The 25,628-nt window shown below is 63.1% G+C and carries 20 protein-coding genes and 1 pseudogene; 11 read left to right on the top strand and 10 right to left on the bottom strand.

The features are described from left to right. The first annotated feature begins 69 nt into the window (after positions 1-69). Entirely contained in the window at positions 70-723 is a 654-nt protein-coding gene (gene fsa / locus A9K68_RS05420; protein ID WP_029349054.1) for a fructose-6-phosphate aldolase, read from the top strand. 107 nt (positions 724-830) lie between these two features. Here fsa and lptE read toward each other — a convergent pair whose 3' ends face one another. Beyond that, entirely contained in the window at positions 831-1,418 is a 588-nt protein-coding gene (lptE, locus tag A9K68_RS05415; RefSeq protein ID WP_065011180.1) for an LPS assembly lipoprotein LptE, read from the bottom strand. Beyond that, positions 1,405-4,029, bottom strand: a complete 2,625-nt coding sequence (leuS, locus tag A9K68_RS05410) for a leucine--tRNA ligase (protein WP_065011179.1) — start codon at positions 4,027-4,029, stop codon at positions 1,405-1,407. The genes lptE and leuS overlap by 14 nt, the downstream gene beginning before the upstream one ends. 146 nt (positions 4,030-4,175) lie before the next feature. Here leuS and A9K68_RS05405 point away from each other — a divergent pair, with 146 nt between their 5' ends. Then, positions 4,176-4,838 carry a YggS family pyridoxal phosphate-dependent enzyme gene (locus tag A9K68_RS05405; RefSeq protein ID WP_065011178.1) on the top strand — a complete coding sequence of 221 codons (663 nt, stop codon included), beginning with the start codon at positions 4,176-4,178 and terminating at the stop codon, positions 4,836-4,838. Positions 4,839-4,904: 66 nt separating this feature from the next. On the opposite strand, the pseudogene A9K68_RS05400 reads toward A9K68_RS05405, so the two are convergent. Next, a pseudogene (locus A9K68_RS05400) lies at positions 4,905-5,003 on the bottom strand (type II toxin-antitoxin system prevent-host-death family antitoxin); the annotation flags it as partial. A gap of 108 nt (positions 5,004-5,111) precedes the next feature. On the opposite strand from A9K68_RS05400, the gene A9K68_RS05395 reads away from it, so the two are divergent. After that, positions 5,112-6,161 (top strand): aldo/keto reductase, encoded by a 1,050-nt coding sequence (locus A9K68_RS05395; RefSeq protein ID WP_065011177.1) that lies wholly within the window; start codon positions 5,112-5,114, stop codon positions 6,159-6,161. A 71-nt stretch (positions 6,162-6,232) separates the two neighbouring features. Here the strand turns inward: A9K68_RS05395 and A9K68_RS05390 are convergent, their stop codons facing one another. Beyond that, a complete protein-coding gene (locus A9K68_RS05390) occupies positions 6,233-7,141 on the bottom strand; it encodes a LysR family transcriptional regulator (protein WP_029349064.1) in 909 nt (302 codons plus the stop codon). Positions 7,142-7,278: 137 nt separating this feature from the next. Between A9K68_RS05390 and A9K68_RS05385 the strand changes: the two genes are divergently transcribed. Both A9K68_RS05385 and A9K68_RS05380 read left to right on the top strand, forming a co-directional pair. Further along, positions 7,279-8,463, top strand: coding sequence for an MFS transporter (locus tag A9K68_RS05385; protein ID WP_065011176.1), 1,185 nt, complete (start codon positions 7,279-7,281; stop codon positions 8,461-8,463). Between the two features lie 136 nt (positions 8,464-8,599). Then, positions 8,600-9,634 carry an aldo/keto reductase gene (locus A9K68_RS05380; RefSeq protein WP_065011175.1) on the top strand — a complete coding sequence of 345 codons (1,035 nt, stop codon included), beginning with the start codon at positions 8,600-8,602 and terminating at the stop codon, positions 9,632-9,634. A 172-nt stretch (positions 9,635-9,806) separates the two neighbouring features. On the opposite strand, the gene A9K68_RS05375 is transcribed toward A9K68_RS05380, so the two are convergent. Then, positions 9,807-10,079 carry an usg protein gene (locus A9K68_RS05375; protein ID WP_065011174.1) on the bottom strand — a complete coding sequence of 91 codons (273 nt, stop codon included), beginning with the start codon at positions 10,077-10,079 and terminating at the stop codon, positions 9,807-9,809. Between the two features lie 305 nt (positions 10,080-10,384). On the opposite strand from A9K68_RS05375, the gene acs reads away from it, so the two are divergent. Continuing rightward, positions 10,385-12,340, top strand: coding sequence for an acetate--CoA ligase (gene acs, locus A9K68_RS05370; protein WP_065011328.1), 1,956 nt, complete (start codon positions 10,385-10,387; stop codon positions 12,338-12,340). 59 nt (positions 12,341-12,399) lie between these two features. On the opposite strand, the gene A9K68_RS05365 is transcribed toward acs, so the two are convergent. From A9K68_RS05365 to A9K68_RS05355, 3 genes are all read right to left on the bottom strand, one after another. Further along, positions 12,400-13,668, bottom strand: a complete 1,269-nt coding sequence (locus A9K68_RS05365; RefSeq protein WP_065011327.1) for a cyclopropane-fatty-acyl-phospholipid synthase family protein — start codon at positions 13,666-13,668, stop codon at positions 12,400-12,402. Positions 13,669-14,049: 381 nt separating this feature from the next. Further along, positions 14,050-15,411 (bottom strand): pilus assembly protein, encoded by a 1,362-nt coding sequence (locus A9K68_RS05360; RefSeq protein ID WP_065011326.1) that lies wholly within the window; start codon positions 15,409-15,411, stop codon positions 14,050-14,052. Between the two features lie 343 nt (positions 15,412-15,754). Further along, a complete protein-coding gene (locus tag A9K68_RS05355) occupies positions 15,755-16,624 on the bottom strand; it encodes a transglutaminase family protein (RefSeq protein ID WP_065011325.1) in 870 nt (289 codons plus the stop codon). 176 nt (positions 16,625-16,800) lie between these two features. On the opposite strand from A9K68_RS05355, the gene A9K68_RS05350 reads away from it, so the two are divergent. Beyond that, entirely contained in the window at positions 16,801-17,472 is a 672-nt protein-coding gene (locus tag A9K68_RS05350) for an HAD-IA family hydrolase (RefSeq protein WP_065011173.1), read from the top strand. 21 nt (positions 17,473-17,493) lie between these two features. On the opposite strand, the gene A9K68_RS05345 is transcribed toward A9K68_RS05350, so the two are convergent. Next, positions 17,494-17,733, bottom strand: a complete 240-nt coding sequence (locus A9K68_RS05345) for a DUF1674 domain-containing protein (RefSeq protein WP_065011324.1) — start codon at positions 17,731-17,733, stop codon at positions 17,494-17,496. Between the two features lie 107 nt (positions 17,734-17,840). Here A9K68_RS05345 and htpX point away from each other — a divergent pair, with 107 nt between their 5' ends. From htpX to purH, 4 genes are all read left to right on the top strand, one after another. Next, positions 17,841-18,857: a zinc metalloprotease HtpX gene (gene htpX / locus A9K68_RS05340; protein WP_065011172.1), complete on the top strand. Its 1,017-nt coding sequence runs from the start codon at positions 17,841-17,843 to the stop codon at positions 18,855-18,857. Then, positions 18,848-20,242, top strand: a complete 1,395-nt coding sequence (locus A9K68_RS05335; RefSeq protein WP_065011171.1) for an RsmB/NOP family class I SAM-dependent RNA methyltransferase — start codon at positions 18,848-18,850, stop codon at positions 20,240-20,242. The genes htpX and A9K68_RS05335 overlap by 10 nt, the downstream gene beginning before the upstream one ends. Before the next feature lie 138 nt (positions 20,243-20,380). Further along, positions 20,381-22,105, top strand: coding sequence for a heparinase II/III family protein (locus A9K68_RS05330; RefSeq protein ID WP_065011170.1), 1,725 nt, complete (start codon positions 20,381-20,383; stop codon positions 22,103-22,105). 232 nt (positions 22,106-22,337) lie between these two features. Beyond that, positions 22,338-23,954 (top strand): bifunctional phosphoribosylaminoimidazolecarboxamide formyltransferase/IMP cyclohydrolase, encoded by a 1,617-nt coding sequence (gene purH, locus A9K68_RS05325; protein ID WP_065011169.1) that lies wholly within the window; start codon positions 22,338-22,340, stop codon positions 23,952-23,954. Between the two features lie 204 nt (positions 23,955-24,158). On the opposite strand, the gene A9K68_RS05320 is transcribed toward purH, so the two are convergent. Next, positions 24,159-25,535, bottom strand: a complete 1,377-nt coding sequence (locus A9K68_RS05320) for an MFS transporter (RefSeq protein ID WP_065011168.1) — start codon at positions 25,533-25,535, stop codon at positions 24,159-24,161. Between the last annotated feature and the right edge of the window lie 93 nt (positions 25,536-25,628).

Raw genomic sequence — 25,628 nt, 5'->3', positions numbered from 1 at the left:
TTTGGTCTAGATCAAAGTCCGACCCCAAATGTGCATGACATGCACATGAAAAATTCTCAGGAGACCGTCATGAAATTTTTTGTCGACACCGCCGATGTCAAGGAAATCCGTGAGCTGAACGATTTGGGGCTGCTCGACGGCGTCACCACCAATCCCTCGCTGATCCTCAAATCCGGCGGCAAGATCGCCGACGTCACCAGAGAGATCTGCGAGATCGTCAAGGGCCCGGTCTCGGCCGAAGTCGTCGCCACCGAATACACGGACATGATGGCGGAGGCCAAGATCCTGGCCAGGATCGCCGATAATGTTTGTATTAAGGTGCCGCTGACGCTCGACGGGCTGAGGGCCTGCAAGGACATCCGGTCGGAGGGCCGCATGGTCAATGTTACTTTGTGCTTCTCGGCCACCCAGGCGCTGCTCGCCGCCAAGGCCGGCGCCTCCTTCATCTCGCCCTTCGTCGGCCGCATCGACGACAGCGGCTGGGATGGCATGGAGCTGATTGCGGATATCCGCACCATCTACGACAATTATGATTTCCAGACCGAAATCCTGACCGCCTCGGTGCGCACGGTGAACCATGTCAAGCAGGCCGCACTGATCGGCGCCGACGTCATCACCGCCCCGCCGGCGACGCTGAAGGCGCTGGTCAAGCACCCGCTGACCGACAAGGGCCTGGAGCAGTTCCTCGCAGACTGGGCCAAGACCGGCCAGAAGATCGGCTGAAATTAAGACGCCGCGTTCCCGTAAAAAGGCCGAGCAATCGGCCTTTTTTGTGCGCGAGCAGCTAGACTTCGGCGTAGCCGGAACGCCTCGATCCACGCCGAAAAGTTTTAACCCGCCACTGTCTTGCCGTGCTTGACCAGATCCTGGGCGGTCGACAGGCGCAGCAGGTCCGCCAGTTCACGCGCCGCGCGGTTTTCGGCGTCGATTTGCGCCCGGTAGGAGGCAAATTCCTGACGGGGCCTGTCGAAGGACGACGCTATCGAGCGCCTGCCGGTCGCGATGGTCTTGCCGGTCTTGGCGTCGGTCAGCACATAATTCGCGGTCAGTGTCACCGTGCCCGCTGTCGGCTCGTCGTCATCGGTCGTGACCTGCACGGTCGCAGCGGATTCAACAAGTTCGGTAACGCCGAGATCGAGCGAATAGGCTGGCGACGCCGGCTCGCCCGCGCCCTGGCCAAGCGCGAAGATCAGATTGTTGCGGACCTGCTGGGCGTAGCGGGTGTGGACCGGCTTGACCGAGATGGACCCAAGTTCGGCGGCAGCCCCGACTTGCGAACCGGCCGACAGCGGCGCGCTTGAATAGAGCGGGCGCACCGTGCAGGCCGAAACCAGCGCAACCGAAGCGACCAGGCCATACAGCGCGGTACGGCGCAGCAAATGCGCCACTTCTGTCTTCCTCGGATCAGGCAACGACATTGACGATCCTCTGCGGGACGATGATCACCTTGCGCGGTGCCTTACCTTCGAGCGCTTTCTGCACGAAGTCGAGAGCCAGAACCGCTTTTTCGACGGCACCTTGGTCCGCGTCGCGGGCAATTGTCAAATCGCCGCGTTTCTTGCCGTTGACCTGGACCGGCAGCACGATCTCGCTGTCGATGACAAGCGACGGATCATAGACAGGCCAGGGCCGTTCGGCGACCAGATCGGTGCCGCCGAGCGTCTGCCAGCATTCCTCGGCCAGATGCGGCATGACCGGCGCAATCAGATGCACGAGGATGTCGACGGCTTGCCGGCACGCAGCGTTGAGCGCCGGATCGGCCTTGCCTTCGGCCGCCTCGTTGAGCGGCGTGGTGAGCGCGTTGGCGAGCTCGTAGATGCGGGCGATGGCGCGATTGAAGGCGAGCTTTTCGATATCCTCGCCGACCGATTTCAACGCCTTGTGCGCGGCCTTGGAAACAGTTCCTGCCTCGCCCTCCTTCGCCGCTAACGGCTGGACTGCAGCGAGCGATTCGGCAGCTGTCGACACCAAGCGCCAGATCCGCTGGATGAAGCGGTGCGCGCCGGCAGCACCCTCGTCGGTCCATTCCACGTCACGCTCGGGCGGCGAGTCCGACAGCATGAACCAGCGGGCGGTGTCGGCGCCGTAGCCGTCGGTGATCTCTTCCGGGCTCACCGTGTTCTTCTTCGACTTCGACATTTTTTCGAGCGGGCCGATCACCGCCTCTTCACCGGTCGCGATTTCGATGGCCCGGCGTTTGCCGTCGACGTCCTCTAGCCGAACCTCGCTGGGCGCAAGCCAGCGGCTGTTAGAGCCACTGCCGACCCGATAGGTCTCGTGCACCACCATACCTTGCGTGAACAGGCCCTTAAATGGCTCGGCCAGATCGACATGTCCGGTCTCGCGCATGGCGCGGGTGAAGAAGCGTGAATAGAGAAGGTGCAAAATGGCGTGCTCGATGCCGCCGATATACTGGTCGACCGGCAGCCATTCGGTAGCTGCCTTGGGATCGGTCGGGTCGTTCGCCCAGGGCGCGGTGAAGCGCGCGAAATACCAGGACGAATCGACGAACGTGTCCATCGTGTCGGTTTCGCGGCGTGCATCCTTGCCGCATTGCGGGCATTTCACATGCCGCCATGTCGGATGGCGGTCGAGCGGATTGCCCGGCCGGTCAAACTCGATATCGTCAGGCAGCCTGACCGGCAGGTCCGCCTTCGGCACCGGCACCACGCCGCAATCCTCGCAGTGGATCATCGGGATCGGACAGCCCCAGTAGCGCTGGCGCGAAATTCCCCAGTCGCGCAGGCGGAAGTTGACCTTGCGCTCGGCCATCGGCCGATTACCGATGGTCTTTTGTTCCAGCAGCTTCGCCACCTCGTCGAACGCCTGATCAGGCTTCATGCCGTCGAGGAAGCGCGAATTGATCATCACGCCGTCGCCGACATAGGCCTCGTCGATGATCTGGAAGTTTCCCTGGTTCTCGCCTTCCGGCATCACCACCGGAATGACCGGCAGGCCGTATCTGTTAGCGAAGTCGAGGTCGCGCTGGTCACCGGACGGGCAGCCGAAGATGGCGCCGGTGCCGTACTCCATCAGCACGAAATTGGCGACATAGACAGGCAGCGTCCACGCCTCGTCGATCGGATGGACGACGCGGATGCCGGTATCGAAACCCCTCTTCTCGGCTGTCTCCAGTGCCGCCACTGAAGTGCCCATATGGCGAACCTCGTCGATGAACTTGGCCAGCGCCGGATTGCTTTCGGCCGCCTTCTTCGCCAGCGGATGATCAGCTGCGACCGCCATGAAGGAGGCGCCGAAGATGGTGTCGGGCCGCGTCGTGTAGACTTCCAGCTCATCTTCGCCGTCGACTGGAGTGGCCAGCGGCCAGCGGATCAGCAGGCCTTCCGAACGGCCGATCCAGTTCGCCTGCATCAGCTTCACTTTTTCCGGCCATTCGTCGAGGCCTTCCAGCGAGTCCAGCAGATCCTGCGCATAATCGGTGATCTTGAAGAACCACTGCGTCAGCTCGCGCTGTTCGACCAGCGCGCCCGAGCGCCAGCCGCGTCCGTCGATGACCTGCTCGTTGGCAAGCACCGTCATGTCCTCCGGATCCCAATTGACCTTGGAGGATTTGCGCGTCACCAACCGCTTCTCGACGAAATCGAGGAACAGCATCTGCTGGCGGTGGTAGTAGTCGACATCGCAGGTGGCGAATTCGCGTGCCCAGTCGAGCGACAGACCCATGACCTTGAGCTGCTCGCGCATGGCGGCGATGTTCTGGTAGGTCCAGTCCTTGGGATGGACCTTGTTCTGCATCGCCGCGTTCTCGGCCGGCATGCCGAAGGCATCCCAGCCCATCGGGTGCAGCACGTTGAAACCCTTGGCTCGCTTGTAGCGCGCCACCACGTCGCCCATCGTGTAGTTGCGGGTATGGCCGATATGGATGCGCCCCGACGGATAAGGGAACATCTCGAGCACGTAGTATTTCGGGCGCGGGTCGTCGTTGTCAGCCTCGAACAGCTTCTTGGCGTCCCAGGCCTTCTGCCATTTGGGCTCTGATGCGCGCGGATTGTATCGTTCGGTTGCCATCGGATGTTTTTCACTTAAAAAGCAGGCGCGAACGGCCGGACAATGCCCGGCGGCTCAGGAAATGACGTCGCGGTGTTCACCATGGATTGCCGGACCCGTCAACTGCGGCGATCCGGTGAGGATAGAAACTAGGGGCAGATATAGGCATGGCGAGCGCCGTCGAACAGTTTTTCACGGTCAAGGCGAAGATCACCGCCGCCGAGCGCGAGGCAGGACGGCAAGCCGGCGCGGTGACGCTGGTCGCGGTCTCGAAGACCTTCGACGCCGCCGATATCAGCCCGGTCATCGAAGCCGGCCAGCGTATCTTCGGCGAGAACCGCGTCCAGGAAGCACAAGCCAAATGGCCGGCGCTGAAGGAAGCCTTCCCCGACATCGAACTGCATCTGATCGGTCCACTGCAATCGAATAAGGCGAAGGAAGCCGTCGCGCTGTTCGACGTCATCGAGACGGTCGATCGCGAGAAGATCGCTGCCGAACTCGCCAAGGAAATCGCCAGACAAGGCCGATCACCAAGGCTCTACGTTCAGGTTAACACCGGCTCGGAACCGCAAAAGGCCGGCATCGAACCCCGCGAAGCCGTCGCCTTCGTCACCCGCTGCCGCGACGTCCACGGCCTCGCCATCGAAGGTCTGATGTGCATTCCGCCGGCCGATGAGAATCCCGGTCCGCACTTCGCGCTGCTGGAAAAGCTCAGCACGGAGGCAGGTGTGGAGGAGCTTTCGATGGGTATGTCCGGCGACTACGAAACCGCGATCGCCTTCGGCGCGACAAGCGTCAGGGTGGGATCGGCGATTTTCGGCAGCCGCTAGCGGGCATTTGGCTTAGGGATCCATTTTGGCTCCCGCCTTGATATCCAGGCGTGTCGAGTTCACCGCGCGCTCGCCACGCAGGGTCACCGTCTGCGGTCCCTCGCTGCGGGCGCGCTGAACCACTTTGGAAATGTTGTTTTTCGCATCCTGAAGGTGCCAGTTCATGGACGCGGAACTTGGTCCAGAACCACTAAGTCGGTTACGCCAACAATGGAAACGAACCGTATCGTTCCTATATCGGCCGGGTCATCCAAAACTTTCCGGAGCTGCACCATGCGCTATAATCAACTTGGACACACGGGGATGTTCGTCTCCGAACTTTGCCTCGGCACCATGACCTTCGGCGCCGCAGGTGAAAACGCCCAATGGGGCCTGATCGCCAGCCTCGACCAGAAGGCCGTCGACGAGATCGTCGCCCGCTCGCTCGCCGCCGGCGTCAATTTCTTCGACACGGCGGACGTCTATTCCTTCGGCGCATCGGAACGGCTTCTTGGCCAGTCGCTGAGGAATCTCGGCGTCAAGCGGCAAGATGTGATCATCGCCACCAAGGTCCATGGCGCCATGGGCGACGGCCCCAACCAGCGCGGCTCCTCGCGCGGCCACATCATGGACTCGGTCGAGAGCAGCCTCGAACGGCTGCAGCTCGACCATATCGATCTCTATCAGCTTCACGGCACCGATGCGGTGACGCCGATCGAGGAGACGCTGCGGGCGCTCGACGATCTGGTTGCCAGCGGTAAGGTCCGCTATGTCGGCGTCTCGAACTGGGCGGCCTGGCGCATCGCCAAGGCGCTCGGCATCGCCGACCGCAAGGGCTTCGCCCGTTTTGAGACGGTCCAGTCCTACTATTCGATCGCCGGCCGTGATCTGGAGCGCGAGATCGTTCCGCTGCTCAACGAGGAGAAGCTTGGGCTGATGGTCTGGTCGCCGATGGCGGGTGGTCTGCTCTCCGGCAAATACGGACCCGGTGCCCCCGGCAATGGCGAGGGCCGTCGCGCCAGCTTCAATTTCCCGCCGGTCAATGAAGACCGCGCCTGGGCGGCGGTTGCCGTCATGCGCGAGATCGCCGTCAAGCATGGCGTCAGCGTCGCCACGGTCGCTTTGGGCTATGTGCTGGCCAAACCCTTCGTGATGAGCGTGATCATCGGCGCCAGCCGCATGGAGCAGCTCGAACAGAACCTTGCCGCCACCGAGTTGAAGCTCGACAACGACGATCTTGTTCGCCTCGACGAGGTCAGCGCGCTGCCGGCTGAATATCCGGGCTGGATGCTTGAGCGTCAGGCAGCGGGCCGGCGTCCGGCGCCCTTTGCGCCGAAAAAGTAATTCAATCTGATCTTCGATTTTCGGGAGCTGGCGGCTCCCGACCTTCTTTGGGCTCCCGATCTTCTTTAGGCTCAGGTCAGCCGGACAGTCTCGACCAAATAGTCGAGAAAGGCCCGCACCCGTGCCGGCAAGTGCTTGCCCTGCCCGACATAGACGGCGTGGGTGAGTTCCTCGTCGCCGGGGTTGAAGTCTTCCAGAAGCGGTATCAGCCGCCCGGCGGCGATGTCGGGCTCCACATGCCAGCGCGCCAGCCGGGCGATGCCCGTGCCCGAGAGCGCCATCAGCCGCATCGCCTCGCCGTCACTGACCAGCGCGTTTCCGGTGATCGGGACGACAACCGCCTTGCCGGCCGCGTCGACAAAAGGCCAGCCGTCGACATGGCGCACGAAGCAGAAACCCATCCGGTTGTGATGATCGAGATCGGCCGGCGTTCGGGGTGCGCCGTGCTTCCTCAGGTAAGGTGGCGCGGCGACGACGACCACCCGGCTCTGCCCGAGCTTGCGCGCCACCAAACGTGATTCACCGAGCGGCCCGGCGCGGATGGCGACATCAGCGCGCTCCTCCATCAGGTCGATGACATTGTCGGTCAAAACCAGATCGATGGCGATTTCCGGATAGCGTTCGAGAAACCGCGGCATGAGCGGGATCAGCCGGTGCTGCCCGAACGGCACGTAGCTGTTGACGCGCAGCCGTCCACGCGGGGCAGCACCGGCCGCCGCCTCACGCTCCGCGGCCGCCATGTCAGCCAGGATGCGCGCGCCGCTGTCGAAGAAGGCCGCGCCTTCTGGGGTCAGTTGCAGCTTGCGCGTCGAACGGCTGACCAGCCGCGCGCCAAGACGTGCTTCCAGCCGCGCGATCAGCTTGCTCACCGCCGACGGCGTCATCCGCAACGTGCGAGCGGCGGCCGAAAAGCTCCCCGCCTCAACGACGCGGACGAACACTTCGATCTCGCCTGAGCGATTGATGTCGGGTCTCGCCATTCGTGAATCTATTTCACAGACGATGTGCCTGGCGCAAGGCTGGTTCACAGCACATCGCGACACGATCTTCCGGGTCGGGGCGTGGAGGACACGGCGTCCCGTCGTCAAAACTGGCTGTCATCGAAGTGGGAACCGCCATGCCTCTTGCTCTTTACGCTCTCGCCGCCGGTGCCTTCGGCATCGGCGTCACCGAATTCGTCATCATGGGCCTGCTGCTCGACGTCAGCGCCGATCTCGGCGTCTCGATCTCGGCCGCCGGCCAGCTGATCTCAGGCTATGCGCTCGGCGTCGTTGTCGGCGCGCCGCTGCTGACGATCGCCACCGGCCGCTGGCCGCGCAAGACCGTGCTTCTGGGGCTGATGGCGATCTTCACGCTCGGCAACCTCGCCTGCGCGCTGGCCCCCGACTACTGGACGCTGATGGGTGCCCGAGTGCTCACCGCCTTTGCCCACGGCACCTTCTTCGGCGTTGGTTCGGTCGTTGCGACCGGACTGGTGGCGCCTAACAAGAAGGCCTCGGCGATCGCCCTGATGTTCACCGGCCTGACCATCGCCAACATCCTCGGCGTGCCCTTCGGCACCTGGCTCGGCCAGGCCTTCGGCTGGCGGGCGACCTTCTGGGCGGTAACCCTGGTCGGCATCGTCGCCTTCGCCATCATTCTCCTGCTGGTGCCGCGCAGCCAGGCGGCGCCTGAGAAGAGCGACCTGCGCGGCGATCTCGCTGTGCTCGGCCGCGCGCCGGTCCTGCTTGGCTTCGCCACCACTGTGCTTGGCTATGCCGGCGTCTTCGCCGTCTTCACCTATATCGCCCCCTTGCTGACCGAGATCACCGGTTTTGAGGAAGCAGCCGTGTCGCCGATCCTGCTTGTCTTCGGCGGCGGCCTCATCGCCGGCAATCTCACCGGCGGCAAGGTCGCCGACCGCCGGCTGGTGCCTTCCGTTCTCGGCAGTCTCGTTGTGCTGGCGCTGGTGCTCGGCTCGATGACCTTCGCCCTGCACAGCCAGGCGATGGCCGTCGTCTATGTCGGCCTGCTCGGCGCCGCCGCCTTCGCCACCGTGGCGCCGCTGCAGATGTGGGTGCTGGAAAAGGCTGAAGGCGCCGGCCAGAGCCTCGCCTCGTCCTTCAACATCGCCGCCTTCAACCTCGGCAACGCCGCCGGCGCCTGGCTCGGCGGCGTGGTCATCGCCCATGGCCCCGGCCTCAGCGCCGTGACTTGGGTCGCCGCCCTGCTGCCGCTCTCGGCGCTGGCCGTGGCGGCGCTGGCGCTGCGCCTCGATACTACAGCGCCGCGCGTCCTCTTGGACGCGCAAAGGACGCTGTAGCACGTGATTTTGCGCATGATCCTTGTCCGAAAATCGGTTCCGATTTTCGGGGTCATGCGCAGCTCGGTGCTCGGCGTACCGGCATCCGCCCAGTCGTGACGATCCCAAACAAATCCAAAATACAAGGAGCAAAACCATGGATTATCGACGTCTTGGCGCCTCGGGCCTGAAGGTCCCGGCGCTCTCGTTCGGCGCTGGAACCTTCGGCGGTTCGGGGCCGCTGTTCGGCGCCTGGGGCAATAGCGATGCGACGGAAGCGCGGCGGCTGGTCGACATCTGCCTGGAGGCCGGCGTCAACCTGTTCGACACCGCCGACGTCTATTCGAACGGCGCCTCCGAAGAGGTGCTCGGCGCGGCCATCAAGGGCCGCCGCGATGCCGTGCTGATCTCGACCAAGACCTCGCTGCCGATGGGCGACGGACCCAACGATGCCGGCTCCTCCCGTTCGCGTCTCATCAAAGCCGTCGAGGACGCGCTCAAGCGTCTCGGCACCGATTACATCGACCTGCTGCAACTGCACGCTTTCGACGCCGCAACGCCGATCGAGGAGGTGCTGTCGACGCTGGACAGTCTCGTGCGCGCCGGCAAGCTGCGCTATGTCGGCGTCTCCAACTTTTCCGGCTGGCAAGTGATGAAATCGCTCGGCCTGGCGGACAAGCACGGCTACCCGCGCTACGTTGCCCATCAGGTCTATTACTCGCTGGTCGGGCGCGACTATGAATGGGAGTTGATGCCGCTAGGCCTCGACCAGGGCCTCGGTGCGCTGGTGTGGAGCCCGCTCGGCTGGGGCCGCCTGACCGGCAAGATCCGCCGCGGCGAGCCACTGCCGGAAAAAAGCCGGTTGCACGACACCGCAAGCTTCGGGCCACCTGTCGAGGACGAGCAACTCTACAGGGTCGTCGATGCGCTCGACACCGCCGCCAAGGAAACCGGCAAGACGGTGCCGCAGGTCGCCATCAACTGGTTGCTGCAGCGGCCGACCGTCGCCTCTGTCATTATCGGCGCACGCAACGAGGAACAGCTGCGCCAGAACCTCGGCGCCGTCGGTTGGTCATTGACATCAGACCAGATCAAGAAGCTTGACGCGGCAAGCGCGGTCACCGCACCCTATCCGTATTTCCCCTATCGCCGGCAGGAGGGTTTTGCCCGGCTGAGCCCGGCTGCGGTCTGACCCCGCTCGATATTTCAAACGCCCGGCGACAGGGCATGTTGAGATTCAGGTCAGGTCGCGCCGAGAATGGTGGCTTCCGAGAACCGGAGCGGAGCGTACTTAAAGTACGTGAGCCCCGGAAGCGCAGGAAGCCGCCATTCGCAGGCCGGCCTGACCTGAATATCGACACGCCCTAATGCAGCACGAACTCGCCGTCGACCTTGTGCCATTCGTTGGGCGCGATCAGCTTCTGGTGCGTATAGCTCACCGAATGCAGCGGGCCATCGAGCTTGGTCTGCCAGAACTCGATGAACCGGATCAGCACCGGAAATTTCGGAGCGATGTCGTAGTCCTGCCAGATGAAGCTCTGCAGCAGATGCGGATGATCGGGAAAATGATAAAGGATCTTGGCCGTGGTCAAGCCATAGCCCTTGAGCATCAGGTCCATTTCGGAATGGTCACGCATCGCGGTCCCCTGGTTGATTCTCCTTTCCTCCCAATTTGAAATTGTGCGCGCTATTTGCTTAATCGTCTATTGATATTTCGTAGTTAGAGGCCAGGTTTACGACGCAAAAACATGTATTTAGCAGCGATCGTAGTCGAGTGCTGATAGCGGCGAAAACGACGTCTGCGGCATCCCGCCGCGCGAATCCAACGTCTAATGTTGCCGTCACTGCGGAACTGTTAATAATGCGCGCGAATTCGCGGCCGCTGCGCCGCGATGCTGCTCGGCGGGCAAGCTGGCAGTTGGTCTTGGGAGGGAATGGAAAAATGTCCGAGGTTCATGTCCATCGCGTCCAGCCGGCGTGGAAGAAGAACGCGCTGATCGACAATGACACCTATTTGAAATGGTACACCGACAGCGTGAAGAACCCGGATAAATTCTGGGGCAAGCACGGCAAGCGCATCGACTGGTTCAAGCCCTACAGCAAGGTCAAGAACACCTCCTTCGACGGCAAGGTCTCGATCAAATGGTTCGAGGATGGCGAGACCAACGTTTCGTGGAACTGCATCGACCGGCATCTGAAGAAGCGCGGCGATCAGACCGCCATCATTTGGGAAGGCGACAATCCCTACGATGACAGGAAGATCACCTATAACGAGCTCCACGCGCATGTCTGCCGGCTCGCCAATGTGATGAAGAAGCACGGCGTCAAGAAAGGCGACCGCGTCACCATCTACATGCCGATGATCCCGGAAGCCGCCTATGCAATGCTCGCCTGCACGCGCATCGGCGCTATCCATTCGGTGGTCTTTGGCGGCTTTTCACCGGACGCGCTGGCCGGCCGCATCGACGACTGCAAATCAACCTTCGTCATCACCGCCGACGAAGGCCTGCGCGGCGGCAAGCCCATCCCGTTGAAGGACAATACCGACAAGGCGATTGAGATCGCCGCCAAGGCCGGAACGAAAGTCGAGAAGGTCGTCGTCGTGCGCCGTACCGGTGGCAAGACCGGCTGGGTCGCCGGACGCGACGTCTGGTACCACGACGAGGTCGCGACGGTGAAAGCGGAGTGCAAACCCGAGAAGATGAAGGCCGAGGACCCGCTGTTCATCCTCTACACATCGGGTTCGACCGGCAAACCGAAGGGCGTGCTGCACACCACGGCCGGCTATCTCGTCTATGTCTCGATGACCCACCAATATGCCTTCGACTACCATGACGGCGACATCTACTGGTGCACCGCCGATGTCGGCTGGGTCACCGGCCACAGCTACATCGTCTACGGGCCGCTCGCCAACGGCGCCACCACGCTGATGTTCGAAGGCGTGCCGAACTACCCGTCGCAGTCCCGGTTTTGGGAGGTCATCGATAAGCACAAGGTCAACATCTTCTACACCGCCCCGACGGCGTTGCGGGCGCTGATGGGCGCCGGCGACGCCCATGTCGCCAGGACGTCGCGCAAATCGCTGCGCGTGCTCGGCACGGTCGGCGAGCCGATCAATCCGGAGGCCTGGGAGTGGTATTTCAACGTCGTCGGCAACGGCAAGGTGCCGATCGTCGACACATGGTGGCAGACCGAGACCGGCGGCATCCTGATTACGCCGCTGCCCGGCGCCACCCACCTTAAGGCAGGTTCCGCGACGCGGCCGTTCTTCGGCGTCAAGCCGCAACTGGTGGACGGCGACGGCAAGGTGCTGGAAGGTGTTGCCAGCGGCAACCTCTGCATCGCCGATTCGTGGCCGGGCCAGATGCGCACCGTCTATGGCGATCACGAGCGCTTCGTGCAGACCTATTTTTCCACTTACAAGGGCAAATATTTTACCGGCGACGGCTGCCGGCGCGACGCTGATGGCTACTACTGGATCACGGGCCGCGTCGACGACGTCATCAACGTTTCCGGCCACCGCATGGGCACGGCCGAGGTCGAATCCGCGCTGGTTTCGCACGAGAAAGTCTCCGAAGCCGCCGTCGTCGGCTATCCGCACGACATCAAGGGCCAGGGGATCTACTGCTACGTCACTTTGATGGCCGGCGAGAAGCCGAGCGAGGAGTTGCGCAAGGAACTCGTCGCCCATGTCCGCAAGGACATCGGCGCCATCGCCACGCCCGACAAGATCCAGTTCGCTCCGGGTCTGCCGAAAACCCGCTCGGGCAAGATCATGCGACGCATCCTGCGCAAGATCGCCGAGGACGATTTTGCCGCGCTCGGCGATACCTCGACGCTGGCCGACCCGGCGGTCGTCGACGACCTCGTCGCCAACCGGCAGAACAAGAGGGGATAAGAAACATCCGATCGACGGTCGGCAGAAACCCAATTGGATGAGATCGGCTCGTCCCCGCGCTACCGATAAAGATCCGCTCGCGTCGCCGGCAGTCCGCTCGGGCCCCGCGCGCGCTTGGTGACGACGGTCTGGAAAATCTGCGCCGAGGCGCGTTCGAAAGTGATCGAACATCCGGTGAGATAAAGCAGCCACAGGCGCGCCTTGGCTTCGCCGACCTCGGCGATCGCTTCGTCGAAGCGTGCGTGGAGGCGCTCGGCCCACAGACGGCAGGTGCGGGCGTAGTGCTCGCGCAAATTCTCGACATCGTAGACGAGGAAGCCGTGCGCTTCGAGATTGCCGAGCGTCATGCCGATCGTGTCGAGCTCACCGCCGGGAAAGATGTATTTGATCAGCGCCTTGAATTCCGGGCCCTTGCGCAAGGTCTTCTTCATGCTGCCCTTGTCGCGCCGGGTGATGGCATGATGCAGGTAGATGCCGCCCGGTTTGAGCAGGCGATGGATGGTCGAGAAATAGGCGGCGTGGTTGGCGAGCCCCAGATGCTCGAACATGCCGATAGAGGATATCTTGTCGAAGGAGCCGGACAGCTCGGCGTAGGATTTTATCTCGATGGTGATGCGATCTTCCAGCCCCTCGGAGCGGATGCGCTCGCGGGCAAGTTCGGTCTGGGCTTCCGACAGCGAGACGCCGTGGCCGACGACGCCGTAATTTTTCGCGGCATGGATGAGCATGGCTCCCCAGCCGCAGCCGATGTCGAGCAGTCTTTCGCCCGGCTTCAGCCGGAGCTTGCGGCAGATATGATCAAGCTTGTCTTTCTGCGCCTGGTCGATGCCGTTGGCGAAATCGGTGAAATAGCCGCAGCTATAGACCATGCGTTCGTCGAGGAAGAGCCGGTAGAAGGCGTTCGAAATGTCGTAGTGGTGCCGGATCGCTTGCCTGTTCGACCCGCTGACGAAGGGGTTGCGCCCGGAAAGGTCGGTCCGCGCCGTCATCTGTTTTCTCGAAAACAGCACGGCCGGCAGGTCGCGCAGGACCGCGAGCTTGGGCAACGACTTTAGCTTCGTCCTGAGCTTGCCGTGCGCAGGCAGAGCGTAGAAATCGAACAGCGATCCGCCTTCCACGTCGATGGTCTTGGAAATCCACATTTCGATCAGCGTCGAGAGGTTGGGCCGACGCATCACCTGCCAGACGATGTCCTGGTCGTTTATGGTGAGCACGGGTCCCGTGGCGGGCCCGATCCGCTCGCCAGTCCACAGCTTGACCGCGAAACCCGGCTGCAACGTCTCGATAACCGTTCGAACGATCCGTGCGGCTCTCTCGGCTGCCTCCATCCCCGTCCTCTCCTGCTCAGTACGCTGGCGGTCCACGGCGACTTTGCCTGTCCGATCGGACAGCCGCAAGCCGCCAGCAACAAGCTCGCACGGCATTTTCACCATCGCGCCTTGCCATTTGCGGATCGACACCCCATCATGAGGGCGTGTTCAACAAATCGAAAGGAGGTGATCCGATGTCGAGTGATTTCGTTTTCCAGAACGTGGCCTCAGCGGATTGCACTTTCGGGAAGCAGTCTTCCCGTTAAGGCGCGAGATGCGCGGCTGGCGACGCAAACCGTCGCTGCCATGAGCCGCGCCATGGACGGAAACACGGAAGGCCGCCGGCTTCGAAGAAGCGGCGGCCTTTTCCTTGTCCGGATCCTGTCTGGTCAATGCCCTCTATTTGGTCAATGCCAAGCTTTCGATGTTGCGCGCTATGTCCTGGAAAGCCTGATTGAGTTCCGCCCCGTTGGCGGCCTGATAGAAGTGCTTGATCTTGGCCGTATCCGGGCTCGCGCAATTCTGCAGTGTCGCCTTGGCATTCTCCTCGTTGAGATCGAAACCAATGGTGAAGATTTCGATGCCCTTGTCGCGCATGGCGGTACAGAGCGTCTTGGCTGACGTGCGGGTCGGTTCCTTGCCGGCATCGTTGTAGACCTCACCAACAGTGCTGGCATCGAAATAGGACAGATTGAACTCGCCGTCGGTCATCAGGATCGCGATTTTGGCGACCTTGTTCGGATCCGCCTTGGCCGGCCGCTGCGAAGCATTCATCACGCTGCCCCAGCTTTCCGAAAGCATGTACCAAGTCCACTGCACGCCGATATGGCCCGCGGTGCCGCCCGATGCGACAAAGTTCTTGATGACATTCTTGAGCGCCGCGGCGTCCGCCGTCAGCGGCTTCAACGCGGCGGCCGGGCAGGCAGCCGTGCCGGTCTGCCAGGCAAAGGAAGACAACAGGTAATCGCGATTGACCATGCTGATGTCGGGACCTACATCCGAATATTGATAGGTGCCCTTGCGCTCGGTGGCGCAATTGTCCGGACGCATTAAGCCGGAGACGTACTGTATGGCGCCATTGCCTGGCGCCTGCTTGCGCTGGCTGGTCGAGGTTTCGACATAGACGCTGCTGGCGGCAAGCGCGCCGGCATTCACCGAATTAGCGTATGGTACGATGGAGACACGCACCCGGGGGTTGGAGGAGTCCTGACCGTCCAGGAAGCTGTCGACCGCGTTCTTTGCAGCTGTCCTCAGATCGATGATTTTCTGGCCGGCCATCGACCCTGTGACGTCGAGCATCATCGCCACTTCGATCGTCTTGTCCGAATAGAGCGCTGTCGTCGATGCGGCAACGCGCTTCATGTCACCCATCCTGAAAAGCGGAAAATAAAGACCGAGATCGACATGGGCGTCCGCCTGAACCGTCTTGGCGGTCCTGTCGATGGTCAATTTGTCGAGGACGATCCGATCTGCCTGCAGGATGCCCGCTCGGCTGTTGGCATCGAGAAACGCCTGCACCGACTTGTTGGCATCGGCCTCCTTGATGACGCCGGTCGTCAGGTCGCGCGCCGTCGAGGTCACCGCCGCATCGACCACGCCTTGAAGGCTCGACTTGGCGTTGTAGAGCTGGGCAACGTTGACGGCAAAGCCGACACCCAGCGCCAGCACCGACGCAACCATGCCGAACAGAACCGCTAAGTTTCCGCTTCGATCTCTGGCAAAGCCGCCGATCGCGTGAACAAAACCCCCAAGATGCCGCATGCTTTCGCCTCCATTCACCACGACCTCGAAGCCGTGTGAGGGCGCATTGCAGGATTCCGGCCGGATGGCGCCGTCAACGCACCAAAAGCCGGCGGCTCATCTCAAATCGTTGTTTCTGCTTGCTTTCGAAATGCGGCAGGGTGAACAATCGGGAAACGACAAGCCGCTGCGGCAGTTTCGTTTACGAAGCGCTTACCATGATCCCGACGTCTGCCGTGGAGCACAAGAACTCGATCCCGATCCGGCACAGAGGTTCTGTGCCGGATCGGATCAGGCACACCAGATCCGTAGGACAGCCCGGATGATCGTTACAGCGGGACGCACGCCGTTCACGCTTGCGTTTCTATGCCAGCATCTGCGCGCTGGCGGTCCTATCGACGCCGCGATGGGGCGGGTTGAACAGATTGCTTTCCTGCTCGTAGGTCCAGACCTTGAACAGGCTGAGCCGGTGCGGGCCGAAACTGTGCAGCAGCGGCACGTCGGTCGCGTCGCGACCGCGCGCGATGACGACGCGGCCGATCCTCGGCACGTTGTGGCGGGGGTCGAACGTGTACCATTTGCCGTCGAGGAACACTTCCAGCCACGCCGAAAAATCCATCGGTGCCGGGTCGACCGGTACGCCGATGTCGCCGAGATAGCCGTTCACGTAGCGGGCAGGGATGTTCATGCAGCGGCAGAGCGTGATCGCCAGATGAGCGAAGTCGCGGCAGACGCCGACGCGCTCTTCATGCGCCTGCGCCGCCGTGCGGGTCGAGCGCGCATAGCCGTAACCGAACGACAGGCGGTTGTGGACATAGTCGACGATCGCCTGCACCCGCGCCCAGCCGGATGGAACAGGCCCGAAAACCTGCCAGGCCAGATCGCTGAGATGATCGGTTTCGCAATAGCGACTGCCGAGCAGATAGCAGAGCACGTCGTCGGGCAACTCCGCCACCGGCACTTGCCTGGCCAGCGGGTTGACCTCGTCGGTGTCGCCGCTGTCCTCGACGACGGCATCGTAAAGAATGCGAAAGCCGCCGCCCGGCGCCGTGAAGCGCCGGCAGGTGTTACCATAGAGATCGTGATAGAGCCGGGTTGGGACGGAAGGCGAGGTCAGCACGCGCGTCTGACGCTTGATGTCGGCCTGGCGCTCCTTGTGGATCTCGAGCAGCGAAATCACCGGGGTGGCTTCAGCACAGTCGATGGCGATTTCGTAGCCGAGCCGAATCAGCATCGCGGTTCCCCCGCTTTTGAGCATCGTGGAAGGCGGTTTGATCAACGCGAGACGGCTCGCCGTGGTTCCCTGGTATTGTCGAAAAGGCGATCTCGCGCCTTCCCATGCAGCCGACGGGACGTTACGGTCGATCGACAGACTTTTGGTCCCTCCGAAACAACCTCCCGGGATAGCAGATGTTCGCAGGCAAGAAATTCGCAGCCTTCCTGTTCGACATGGACGGCACGGTGGTCAATTCGATTGCCGCCGCAGAAAGGGTCTGGGCGGATTGGGCACGCCGGCAAGGTCTCGACGTTGCCGCATTCCTGCCGACGATTCACGGCGTGCGGGCGATCGAGACCATCGCTCGGCTGGCGCTTCCAGGCGTCGAACCAATGCGCGAGGCCGATGCGCTTCTGCAGGCAGAGGCGGCCGATATCGACGGCATCCATCCGATCGCCGGCGCCGCGGCGTTTCTGGCGTCGCTGCCGCCCGAGCGCTGGGCCATCGTCACATCCGCGCCGCGCGAGCTGGCTCTCCTGCGCATTGCGGCCGCTGGCATCCCGCTTCCCGCCATCCTTGTCGCGGCCGAGGACGTTTCCCACGGCAAACCGGCCCCCGATTGCTTCCAGCTGGCGGCCGAGCGGCTGGGCGTCGATGCGCGCGACTGTCTCGTTTTCGAAGATGCGCCCGCCGGCATATCGGCGGCCGAGGCCGCAGGTGCTGCGGTCGTGGTGATCAGCGCCACGCACCAGCATCCGTTGCAAACGCCGCATGCTGCGATCGCCGGTTATGACGCGATCGGCATTGCTGTCGACGACCGCGGCTGGATCGCCATTGAGCCGGAGAGCACCGCCGAGGTCTGCTGACCCTCCGGTATCCTGTCGTGCCTAAAAATCGCTGGTCAGGCCCTTGACCTCCCAGTCACCATAACGGCCCGGTTCCTTGCCGCCACGGCCGCCGATCTCCTTCGGCACCGCGGCTTCCTGCTGGCGATAGCGTTCGCGCCGTGCTTCCGCCTCCGCCAAAGCGCGGCGGGCTGCCGGCGTCAGCGTCTTTTGCGGCGCGCCGTAACCGGGATCGGCGTTTGTATTGCTGGCTTCGCCTGTTTTACTGGTTTCGTCGATCATGCGATTTCCCGGCGGATTGAAACAGGGCCACACGTTTCCCATCATATAGCGATGAGCCGACAAGGATCGACCATTTTTCCGCACCGCCGGCAGAAACGGAGCAGACAATGAACACACTTCGCACCGCTATGCTTTTGGCAGCGATGACGGCGCTGTTCATGGGCGTCGGCTATCTGATCGGCGGGTCGGGCGGCATGGTGATTGCCTTGCTGATTGCCGCCGCTATGAACCTGTTCAGCTATTGGAACGCCGACAAGATGGTGCTGTCGATGAACCGCGCTGTCGAGGTCGACGAAAGGAACGCGCCGGAATATTACGCCATCGTGCAGAGCCTCGCCAGACAGGCCGGCCTACCGATGCCGAAAACCTATCTGATCGACAACCCGCAGCCCAACGCTTTCGCCACCGGTCGCAACCCGCAGAATGCCGCGGTCGCCGCCACCACCGGACTGTTGCAGCAACTTTCGCATGAGGAGGTCGCGGCTGTCATGGCGCACGAGCTCGCCCATGTGCAGCACCGCGACACGCTGACCATGACAATCGTCGCCACGCTCGCCGGCGCGATCTCGATGCTCGGCAATTTCGCCTTCTTTTTCGGCGGCAACCGCGACAACAACAATTCCTTTGGCATTATTGGCGTGCTGGTGGCGATGATCGTGGCGCCCTTTGCCGCGATGATCGTGCAGATGGCGGTCAGCCGCACCCGCGAATACGAAGCCGACCGGCGCGGCGCCGAGATCTGTGGACAGCCGCTTTGGCTTGCCTCGGCCCTTGACAAGATCGCCCGCGGCGCCGAACGCATCCGCAACCCGGATGCCGAGCGCAATCCGGCGACCGCCCACCTCTTCATCATCAATCCTCTTTCCGGCGAGCGCATGGATAGCCTGTTTTCCACCCACCCGAGCACCGACAACCGCATCGCGGCGCTGCAGGCGATGGCGCGGGATATGGCATCCGCCCCCGCTCAGCGGCAGGCCCCGATGCCGCGGCAGGCGGACGGGCAGCGTCCGTCGGGCCCGTGGGAGAGGGCTGCCGAGCAGCCTGAGCAGTCGACTGAACCGGCCAGGCCGAAATCCAATCCCTGGGGCCGCAATCCGACCGGACCCAAGGGTCCGTGGTCGTGAGCGAAGCGAAACGCCGGCACCGAATTTCAGGCGATCATGAAAATAATGCAGCGAGCCCCGACGAGCCCGTCGCTGGTCTCGCCGCGCGCAAGGCGGCGGCACGGCTGCTTGCCGCCGTCATCGATGCGAGGACGCCGCTAGACGGACTGACCGACCATGAGAACGGCCATCCGCAATACAAGGCGCTCGACCTGCGTGATCGAGCGCTGGTGCGCGCCATACTGGTTACTGCGCTGCGCTTCCGCATGACCATATCAGGGTTGCTGGCCCGTCGCCTGGAAAAGCCGCTGCCGCCCAACGCCACCGCGCTTTCGCACATTCTGCATGTAGCAGCGGCACAGATACTGTTCCTCGACATTCCCGACAGCGCCGCCGTCGACCTTGCCGTGACCCACGCCAAATCCGATCCGCGCACAGTGCGCTTCTCCGGTCTCGTCAACGGCGTGCTGCGCACGCTGGCGCGGTCCAAGCAGGCCGAGTTGGCTGCAGCGCTTGCCGCCACCGACGAAGCGCCGAAGTGGTTTTCCGACCGGCTGAGAGCCGCCTATGGCGTCGACAAGGCCAGGCAAATTCTCGCCGCTCACCGGCACGAGGCACCAGTCGACTTCACCATCAAGTCCGACCTCGCGCTGTGGGCCGAGCGGCTCGGCGGCATCGTGCTGCCGACCGGCACGGTGCGAGTGGAAAAGCTCAGCGCCTCCTTCACCGAATTGCCGGGCTTCGAAGACGGCGCCTGGTGGGTTCAGGATGCCGCCGCAAGCCTTCCAGCCCGGCTCTTCGGCGACATCAAGGGTTTGCGCGTCGCCGACCTCTGCGCCGCCCCCGGCGGCAAGACCGCTCAGCTCATTCTCGGCGGCGCCAATGTAACCGCCGTCGATATCTCGAAGAACCGGTTGGCGCGGCTATCGCAGAATCTCGAACGGCTTGGTCTGTCCGCAGAGATCGTCCAGGCCGATCTGCTCAAATATGAGCCGGAACAACTGTTCGACGCCGTTCTCCTCGATGCACCGTGCTCTTCGACCGGCACGGTGCGGCGGCATCCCGACGTGCCCTGGACGAAGACAGCGGCCGACATCGAAAAACTCGCCGATCTGCAGCGAAGGCTGCTCGCCCGAGCCGTCACCCTGGTCAAGCCCGGCGGCCGCATCGTCTTTTCCAACTGTTCGCTTGACCCGCTCGAAGGCGAGGCGCTTTACCGCGCCTTCCTCGCCGGGACGGCGGACATCGTCGACGATCCGCTCCGCCCGGGCGAGATCGCCGGCATTGATCCGTTCCTGACGCCGCAAGGCACGCTGCGCACCACGCCCGCCGATCTGGAGCTCGGCTCACCGGAACGGTCCGGCCTGGACGGCTTCTTCGCCGCCCGCTTTCGCAGAGCCGGCTAATGCCGACAATTTGTCGAGTATTTTAGGAAGAATCCTGCGGAAAACAGGCTGAACGCCAAGGCCTCCATGGAATTCGCCTTCGCATAGGTTCTTGAAGCATATAACTTGTCTTCGGGTTGAGGGGTATGAGGAGGGCTTTTGGCGATCGCCGCCGGCAGCACGACGCGTCTGTGGACGCTTGTCGCGAAGGAGTTCTGGCGCAAGACGCGCCGGCGCCTGCGTGCCGGGCCGCTCCATCGCTGGCGCTACTCCGGCCGCACGCCGGAACGGGTGTTGATCGCTCCGCCGGACCTGCGCCTGGCCGACCCACAGATCGCGCTCGAGATCTATTATGGCCGCTATCCGCTGTCGGGGCATCTGGTCGAGACCGGCGGCAAGTCGCCCTTCCAGATTGCCGTGCCCAATCCCGGCTGGCAAAAGGCGCTGCACGGTTTTCGCTGGCTGCGCCATATGCGCGCCGCCGGCACTGAGCTTGCCGCAGCCAATGCCCGCGCGCTGGTCTCCGACTGGATCACTATCCATGGCAGCAACATTTCCGGTGTCGCCTGGGAGCCCGGCACGACGGCCAAGCGAGTCATTGCCTGGCTGCAGCATTCCTCGGTGGTGCTGCAAGGCGCTGAATTTCCCTTCTACCGCGCCTTCCTGAAATCGCTGGCCATGCAGATCCGCTATCTCAGGGCGATGGCACGCGAAATGCCGGACGGCAAGGACAGGCTGCGCGCCCGCATCGCGCTTGCCTTCGCCGCTCTGTCACTGCCGGCACCGCCATCGGCGCTGCGTGGTGCGACACGCAACCTCGCCGAGGAGCTCGACCGTCAGATTCTGCCGGATGGCGGTCATATTTCCCGCAATCCGATGGCCGTTCTTGAAACGCTCGCCGATCTTCTGCCGCTGCGCCAGACCTATGCCAATCAAGCCGAAACGCCGCCGGCGGCGCTGATGGGCGCCATCGACCGTATGCTGCCTGCGCTTCGCTTCTTTCGCCACCAGGACGGCAGCCTCGCGCGCTTCAACGGCATGGGCGCGACCATCCACGACCGCATCGCCACCATTCTGCGCCACGACGACACCGCCGGCGCGCCGTTGCTGCACGCACCGCATTCGGGCTACGAGCGCCTCTCCATCGGCGGCGTCACCGTGATCGCCGATACCGGCCCGCCACCGCCTATCGATGTTTCCAACGCGGCGCACGCCGGATGCCTGGCCTTCGAGCTGTCTTCCGGCCGCCGCCACTATGTCGTCAACGCCGGCGTCGATACCTATGGCGCCGCCGAATTCCGGCCGCTTGCCCGCACCACGGCCGCCCATTCGACCGCCACCATCAACGACACCTCGTCGGCGCGTTTCAGCCACTCGCTGCGCGTCAACGATCTGCTCGGCACGCCGTTGATCGGCGGCCCGCAGCATGTGCTTTGCAAGCGCACCGACCAGCAAGGCAGCCAGGGTTTTCTGGCTCGCCACGACGGCTATGTCGCGCGCTTCGGCTTCCTGCATGAGCGCGAACTGAAATTGTCGACGAACGGCAATGTGCTCGCCGGCAGGGATCGCCTTCTGCGGCGGGGCGGCGCGGCGATCCGCAACAACGGCCGCGATTTCGTCACCGTACGCTTCCACATCCATCCCGACATAGGCCTGCTCCAGGACGAGCACTGCCGCCTGGTGCTGACCGCCGAACAGGCCGACACATGGGTGTTCACCTGCACCGAGGTAGCCCCCGAGGTCGAGGAATCGATTTATTTCGCCGGTCTTGGCGGCCCGCGCCGCAGCCGGCAGATCGTGCTGGCCTTCAAGGCATCGGAGGTTTCCGAAGTCCATTGGCAACTGACGCGAACGGCCATCGCCGGTCATCCTGCAAAAAGCTGAGACTGCAGGTGGCAGCGGAGCGAATGATCCAGGCCTGGAGCAAAGGATGCTGTAACGCATCGGCCTGAAAATTGGAACGATTTTCGGAAAGTACGATGTGTAGGCCGAAAAGTGTTAGAGCGTACTCTGTGCGTCCAAGTGAACGCACGTCGCTCTAACGGCTTGATTTCCGGTCGCCATGTGCTACGGCGCGCGGACACTTTCCCAACCAGCCGTGAAAGGCCGCCAGCCCATGGCCGTCGCCGCCAAGAACATTCCCGCGCCTGACCTCGTTCCCGTTCGCCGCGCGCTGCTCTCCGTCTTCGACAAGACCGGGCTCATCGATTTCGCCAGGGCTCTGGCCGCGGCCGGCGTCGAGCTGGTCTCCACCGGCGGCACGGCAAAGGCGATCGCCGAGGCGGGCATGGCCGTTCGCGACGTCTCCGACCTTACCGGCTTTCCCGAGATCATGGACGGCCGCGTCAAGACGCTGCATCCGTCCGTGCACGGCGCGCTGCTCGGCGTGCGCGACGATCCCGAACACGCCGCGGCGATGCGCGATCATGGCATTGAGCCGATCGATCTCGTCGTCTCCAATCTCTATCCCTTCGAGGATGTCCGCCGCTCCGGCGCGGCTTACGCCTCGATCGTCGAGAACATCGACATAGGCGGCCCGGCGATGATCCGCGCCTCGGCCAAGAACCACGCCTATGTCGCCATCGTCACTGACCCCGAGGACTATGCCTCGGTGCTCAACGCACTGGAGATGAATTTCGGCTCGCTCTCGCTGGATTTCCGCAAGAAACTGGCGGCCAAGGCTTTCGCCCGCACCGCCAGCTATGATGCGGCGATCTCCGGCTGGTTCGCCGAAGCGCTGGAGGTCGAGCATCCCACCTGGCGCGCCTTCGGCGGCAGGCTGGACCAGGTGATGCGCTACGGCGAAAACCCGCACCAGAGTGCCGGCTTCTACGTCGATGGCGATAAGCGGCCGGGCGTCGCGACGGCGCGCCAGCTTCAGGGCAAGCAGCTTTCCTACAACAACATCAACGACACCGACGCCGCCTTCGAACTGGTCGGCGAGTTCGATCCAGGCCGCTCCGCCACTGTCGCCATCATCAAGCACGCCAACCCGTGCGGCGTCGCCGAGGGCGCTTCGCTGAAGGCGGCCTACGCCAAGGCATTTGCCTGCGACCCTGTCTCGGCTTTTGGCGGCATTGTCGCGATGAACCGTACCCTCGATGCCGAGGCCGCCGAAGAGATCGTCAAAACCTTCACCGAGGTCATCATCGCGCCGGGCGCCTCGGAAGAAGCAATCGGCATCGTCGCCGCCAAGAAGAATCTGCGCTTGCTTGTCACCGGCGGCCTGCCCGATCCGCGCGCGGCCGGCTCCACCGTGAAATCCGTTTCCGGCGGGTTGCTCGTCCAGGGCCGCGACAATGCGGTGGTCGATGACCTCGACCTGAAAGTGGTGACCAGGCGCGCGCCGACGCCGGCCGAGATGGCCGATCTCAAATTCGCCTTTCGCATCGCAAAGCACGTCAAGTCGAATGCCATTATCTATGTCAGAGACGGTGCCACCGTCGGCATCGGCGCCGGCCAGATGAGCCGGGTCGATTCCTCGCGCATCGCCGCGCGCAAGGCGCTCGACGCGGCCGAAGCTGCCGGCCTGGCCGAGCCGCTGACCAAAAATTCTGTCGTCGCTTCGGATGCCTTTTTCCCGTTTGCCGACGGGCTGCTGTCTGCGATCGAAGCCGGCGCTACCGCCGTCATCCAGCCGGGTGGCTCGATGCGCGACGACGATGTCGTCGCCGCCGCCGACGCCCACGGCATCGCTATGGTGTTTACCGGCGTGAGGCATTTCAGGCATTGAGCACCCCTCCTTCTCCCCTTGCGGAAGAAGGAGGCCGAGCGAAGCTCGGTCGGATGAGGGGTGTTGGCAGGATCGCCACAATGAAGACGTAAACGATTCAAATCCCTCGATGTTTTCACGTCTCGTTTCTTCCAGCACCCCTCATCCGTCTCGGCGCTATCGCGCCGATCCACCCTTCTCCCACGGGAGAACTGGAAGAGCAGTTCACTCTGCCGGCTGGTCCGCTGGATAAGGCGTGCGGACCAGGATCGCCAGGCCGACGCCGAGGAACAGCACGATTGCCGCCATGCCTAGCCGCGACGAGCCGCTGGCTAAGGTGATCGTGGCCACCATGAATGGCGCAGCAAAACTGGTCGCCCGTCCGGCCAGCGCATAGATGCCGAAATAGCGGCCCGATTCGGCAGCGGTGACGCTGCGCGCCATGTAGGAGCGCGACGATGCCTGCACCGGCCCAAAGGCAAGCCCGATCAGCAGACCGAAAAAGATGTAGGCTTTTTCGGCGGGTGTACCGAACAACCCGCCGCTATCGGCTCCGGGCATCATCCAGGCACCGAACAGCGTGTAACCCGGCCCCGTCGAGACGATGCCGATCGTGGCAATGCTGAGCAAGACAAGCGAAATCATCACTATGGTCTTGGAGCCGAGCGCCACGTCGAGGCGTGCGGCAACCAGGCAGCCGACGATGGCGACGACGTTGAGGAGGATGCCGAACAGGCCGATCTCGGTGATCGACCAGTGGAACATCGCCGCCGCAAAGGCACCGCCCAGGGCAAGCAACGCATTGACGCCATCCTGATAGATCATGCGGGCGACGAGAAAGCGGAAGATGCCGCTGCGCTTGCGTATTTCGCCCAGCGTCGATTTCAATTCCGACAGCCCCTCGCGCACCGCCGGGCCAAGGGGAATGCCCTTCGCCGCATCCGGTGTGAAAAAGAACATTGGCAGGATGAACAGGAAATACCATGCCGCCGACAGGGGTCCGGTCGCCCGTGCGTCCTCGCCGAGTTTCGGGTCGAGCCTGAGGACCGGGTCGAGGCCGACGATCGTCTTGCCGGTTTCCGGCGAACTGGCCATGAAGGCGACGACAAAGATCAGCGCGATCATGCCGCCGAGATAGCCAAGGCCCCATGCCATATTCGAGATTCGGCCGATTTCGCTCTTCGGCACCAGACGCGGCATCATCGAATCGTTGAAGACGGTCGAGAATTCCGCCGCGACCGAGGCCAGGGAGAAGAACAGCACGACCAGGAAAAGGTTCGAACCGGGAGCAGCGAACCACAGAAGGCAAAGACTGATGATCTTGATCGCGGCGAAGAGCGCGATCCACGGCTTTCGTGGGCCGGTCTGGTCGGCGATCGAGCCGAGGACCGGCGACAAAATGGCGATAGCAAATCCAGCCGCGGCGATGCCGTAACCCCAGGCCGCCTGTCCAGTTTCGGGATCGCTCGCCATGCGCGAGACGAAATAGGGTCCGAAGATAAAGGTGGTGATGACCGTGAAAAACGGCTGCGCCGCCCAGTCGAACAGCATCCACCCCCAGATGCCGCGTCTCGACGTCCGCTGCACTGCTATTTCGGCCATATCCCCTCCCACGAAACGGTGCCCCGAAGCGGGGAACCGCTTCGCTCTATAGCGCAGTTCCTGCCGGCAATCGCGCGCGATTTGGAAGGCTTC

Origin of the sequence: Mesorhizobium sp. AA22 (assembly GCF_001672375.2) — a bacterium.
GTDB lineage: Bacteria > Pseudomonadota > Alphaproteobacteria > Rhizobiales > Rhizobiaceae > Mesorhizobium > Mesorhizobium wenxiniae.
This window is presented reverse-complemented; position numbering and strand designations above follow the sequence as displayed.

Coding starts and splice junctions, on each gene's coding strand:
- fsa (WP_029349054.1), top strand. CDS start 70: ATGAAATTTTTTGTCGACACCGCCGATGTCAAGGAAATCCGTGAGCTG.
- lptE (WP_065011180.1), bottom strand. CDS start 1,418: ATGTCGTTGCCTGATCCGAGGAAGACAGAAGTGGCGCATTTGCTGCGC.
- leuS (WP_065011179.1), bottom strand. CDS start 4,029: ATGGCAACCGAACGATACAATCCGCGCGCATCAGAGCCCAAATGGCAG.
- A9K68_RS05405 (WP_065011178.1), top strand. CDS start 4,176: ATGGCGAGCGCCGTCGAACAGTTTTTCACGGTCAAGGCGAAGATCACC.
- A9K68_RS05395 (WP_065011177.1), top strand. CDS start 5,112: ATGCGCTATAATCAACTTGGACACACGGGGATGTTCGTCTCCGAACTT.
- A9K68_RS05390 (WP_029349064.1), bottom strand. CDS start 7,141: ATGGCGAGACCCGACATCAATCGCTCAGGCGAGATCGAAGTGTTCGTC.
- A9K68_RS05385 (WP_065011176.1), top strand. CDS start 7,279: ATGCCTCTTGCTCTTTACGCTCTCGCCGCCGGTGCCTTCGGCATCGGC.
- A9K68_RS05380 (WP_065011175.1), top strand. CDS start 8,600: ATGGATTATCGACGTCTTGGCGCCTCGGGCCTGAAGGTCCCGGCGCTC.
- A9K68_RS05375 (WP_065011174.1), bottom strand. CDS start 10,079: ATGCGTGACCATTCCGAAATGGACCTGATGCTCAAGGGCTATGGCTTG.
- acs (WP_065011328.1), top strand. CDS start 10,385: ATGTCCGAGGTTCATGTCCATCGCGTCCAGCCGGCGTGGAAGAAGAAC.
- A9K68_RS05365 (WP_065011327.1), bottom strand. CDS start 13,668: ATGGAGGCAGCCGAGAGAGCCGCACGGATCGTTCGAACGGTTATCGAG.
- A9K68_RS05360 (WP_065011326.1), bottom strand. CDS start 15,411: ATGCGGCATCTTGGGGGTTTTGTTCACGCGATCGGCGGCTTTGCCAGA.
- A9K68_RS05355 (WP_065011325.1), bottom strand. CDS start 16,624: ATGCTGATTCGGCTCGGCTACGAAATCGCCATCGACTGTGCTGAAGCC.
- A9K68_RS05350 (WP_065011173.1), top strand. CDS start 16,801: ATGTTCGCAGGCAAGAAATTCGCAGCCTTCCTGTTCGACATGGACGGC.
- A9K68_RS05345 (WP_065011324.1), bottom strand. CDS start 17,733: ATGATCGACGAAACCAGTAAAACAGGCGAAGCCAGCAATACAAACGCC.
- htpX (WP_065011172.1), top strand. CDS start 17,841: ATGAACACACTTCGCACCGCTATGCTTTTGGCAGCGATGACGGCGCTG.
- purH (WP_065011169.1), top strand. CDS start 22,338: ATGGCCGTCGCCGCCAAGAACATTCCCGCGCCTGACCTCGTTCCCGTT.
- A9K68_RS05320 (WP_065011168.1), bottom strand. CDS start 25,535: ATGGCCGAAATAGCAGTGCAGCGGACGTCGAGACGCGGCATCTGGGGG.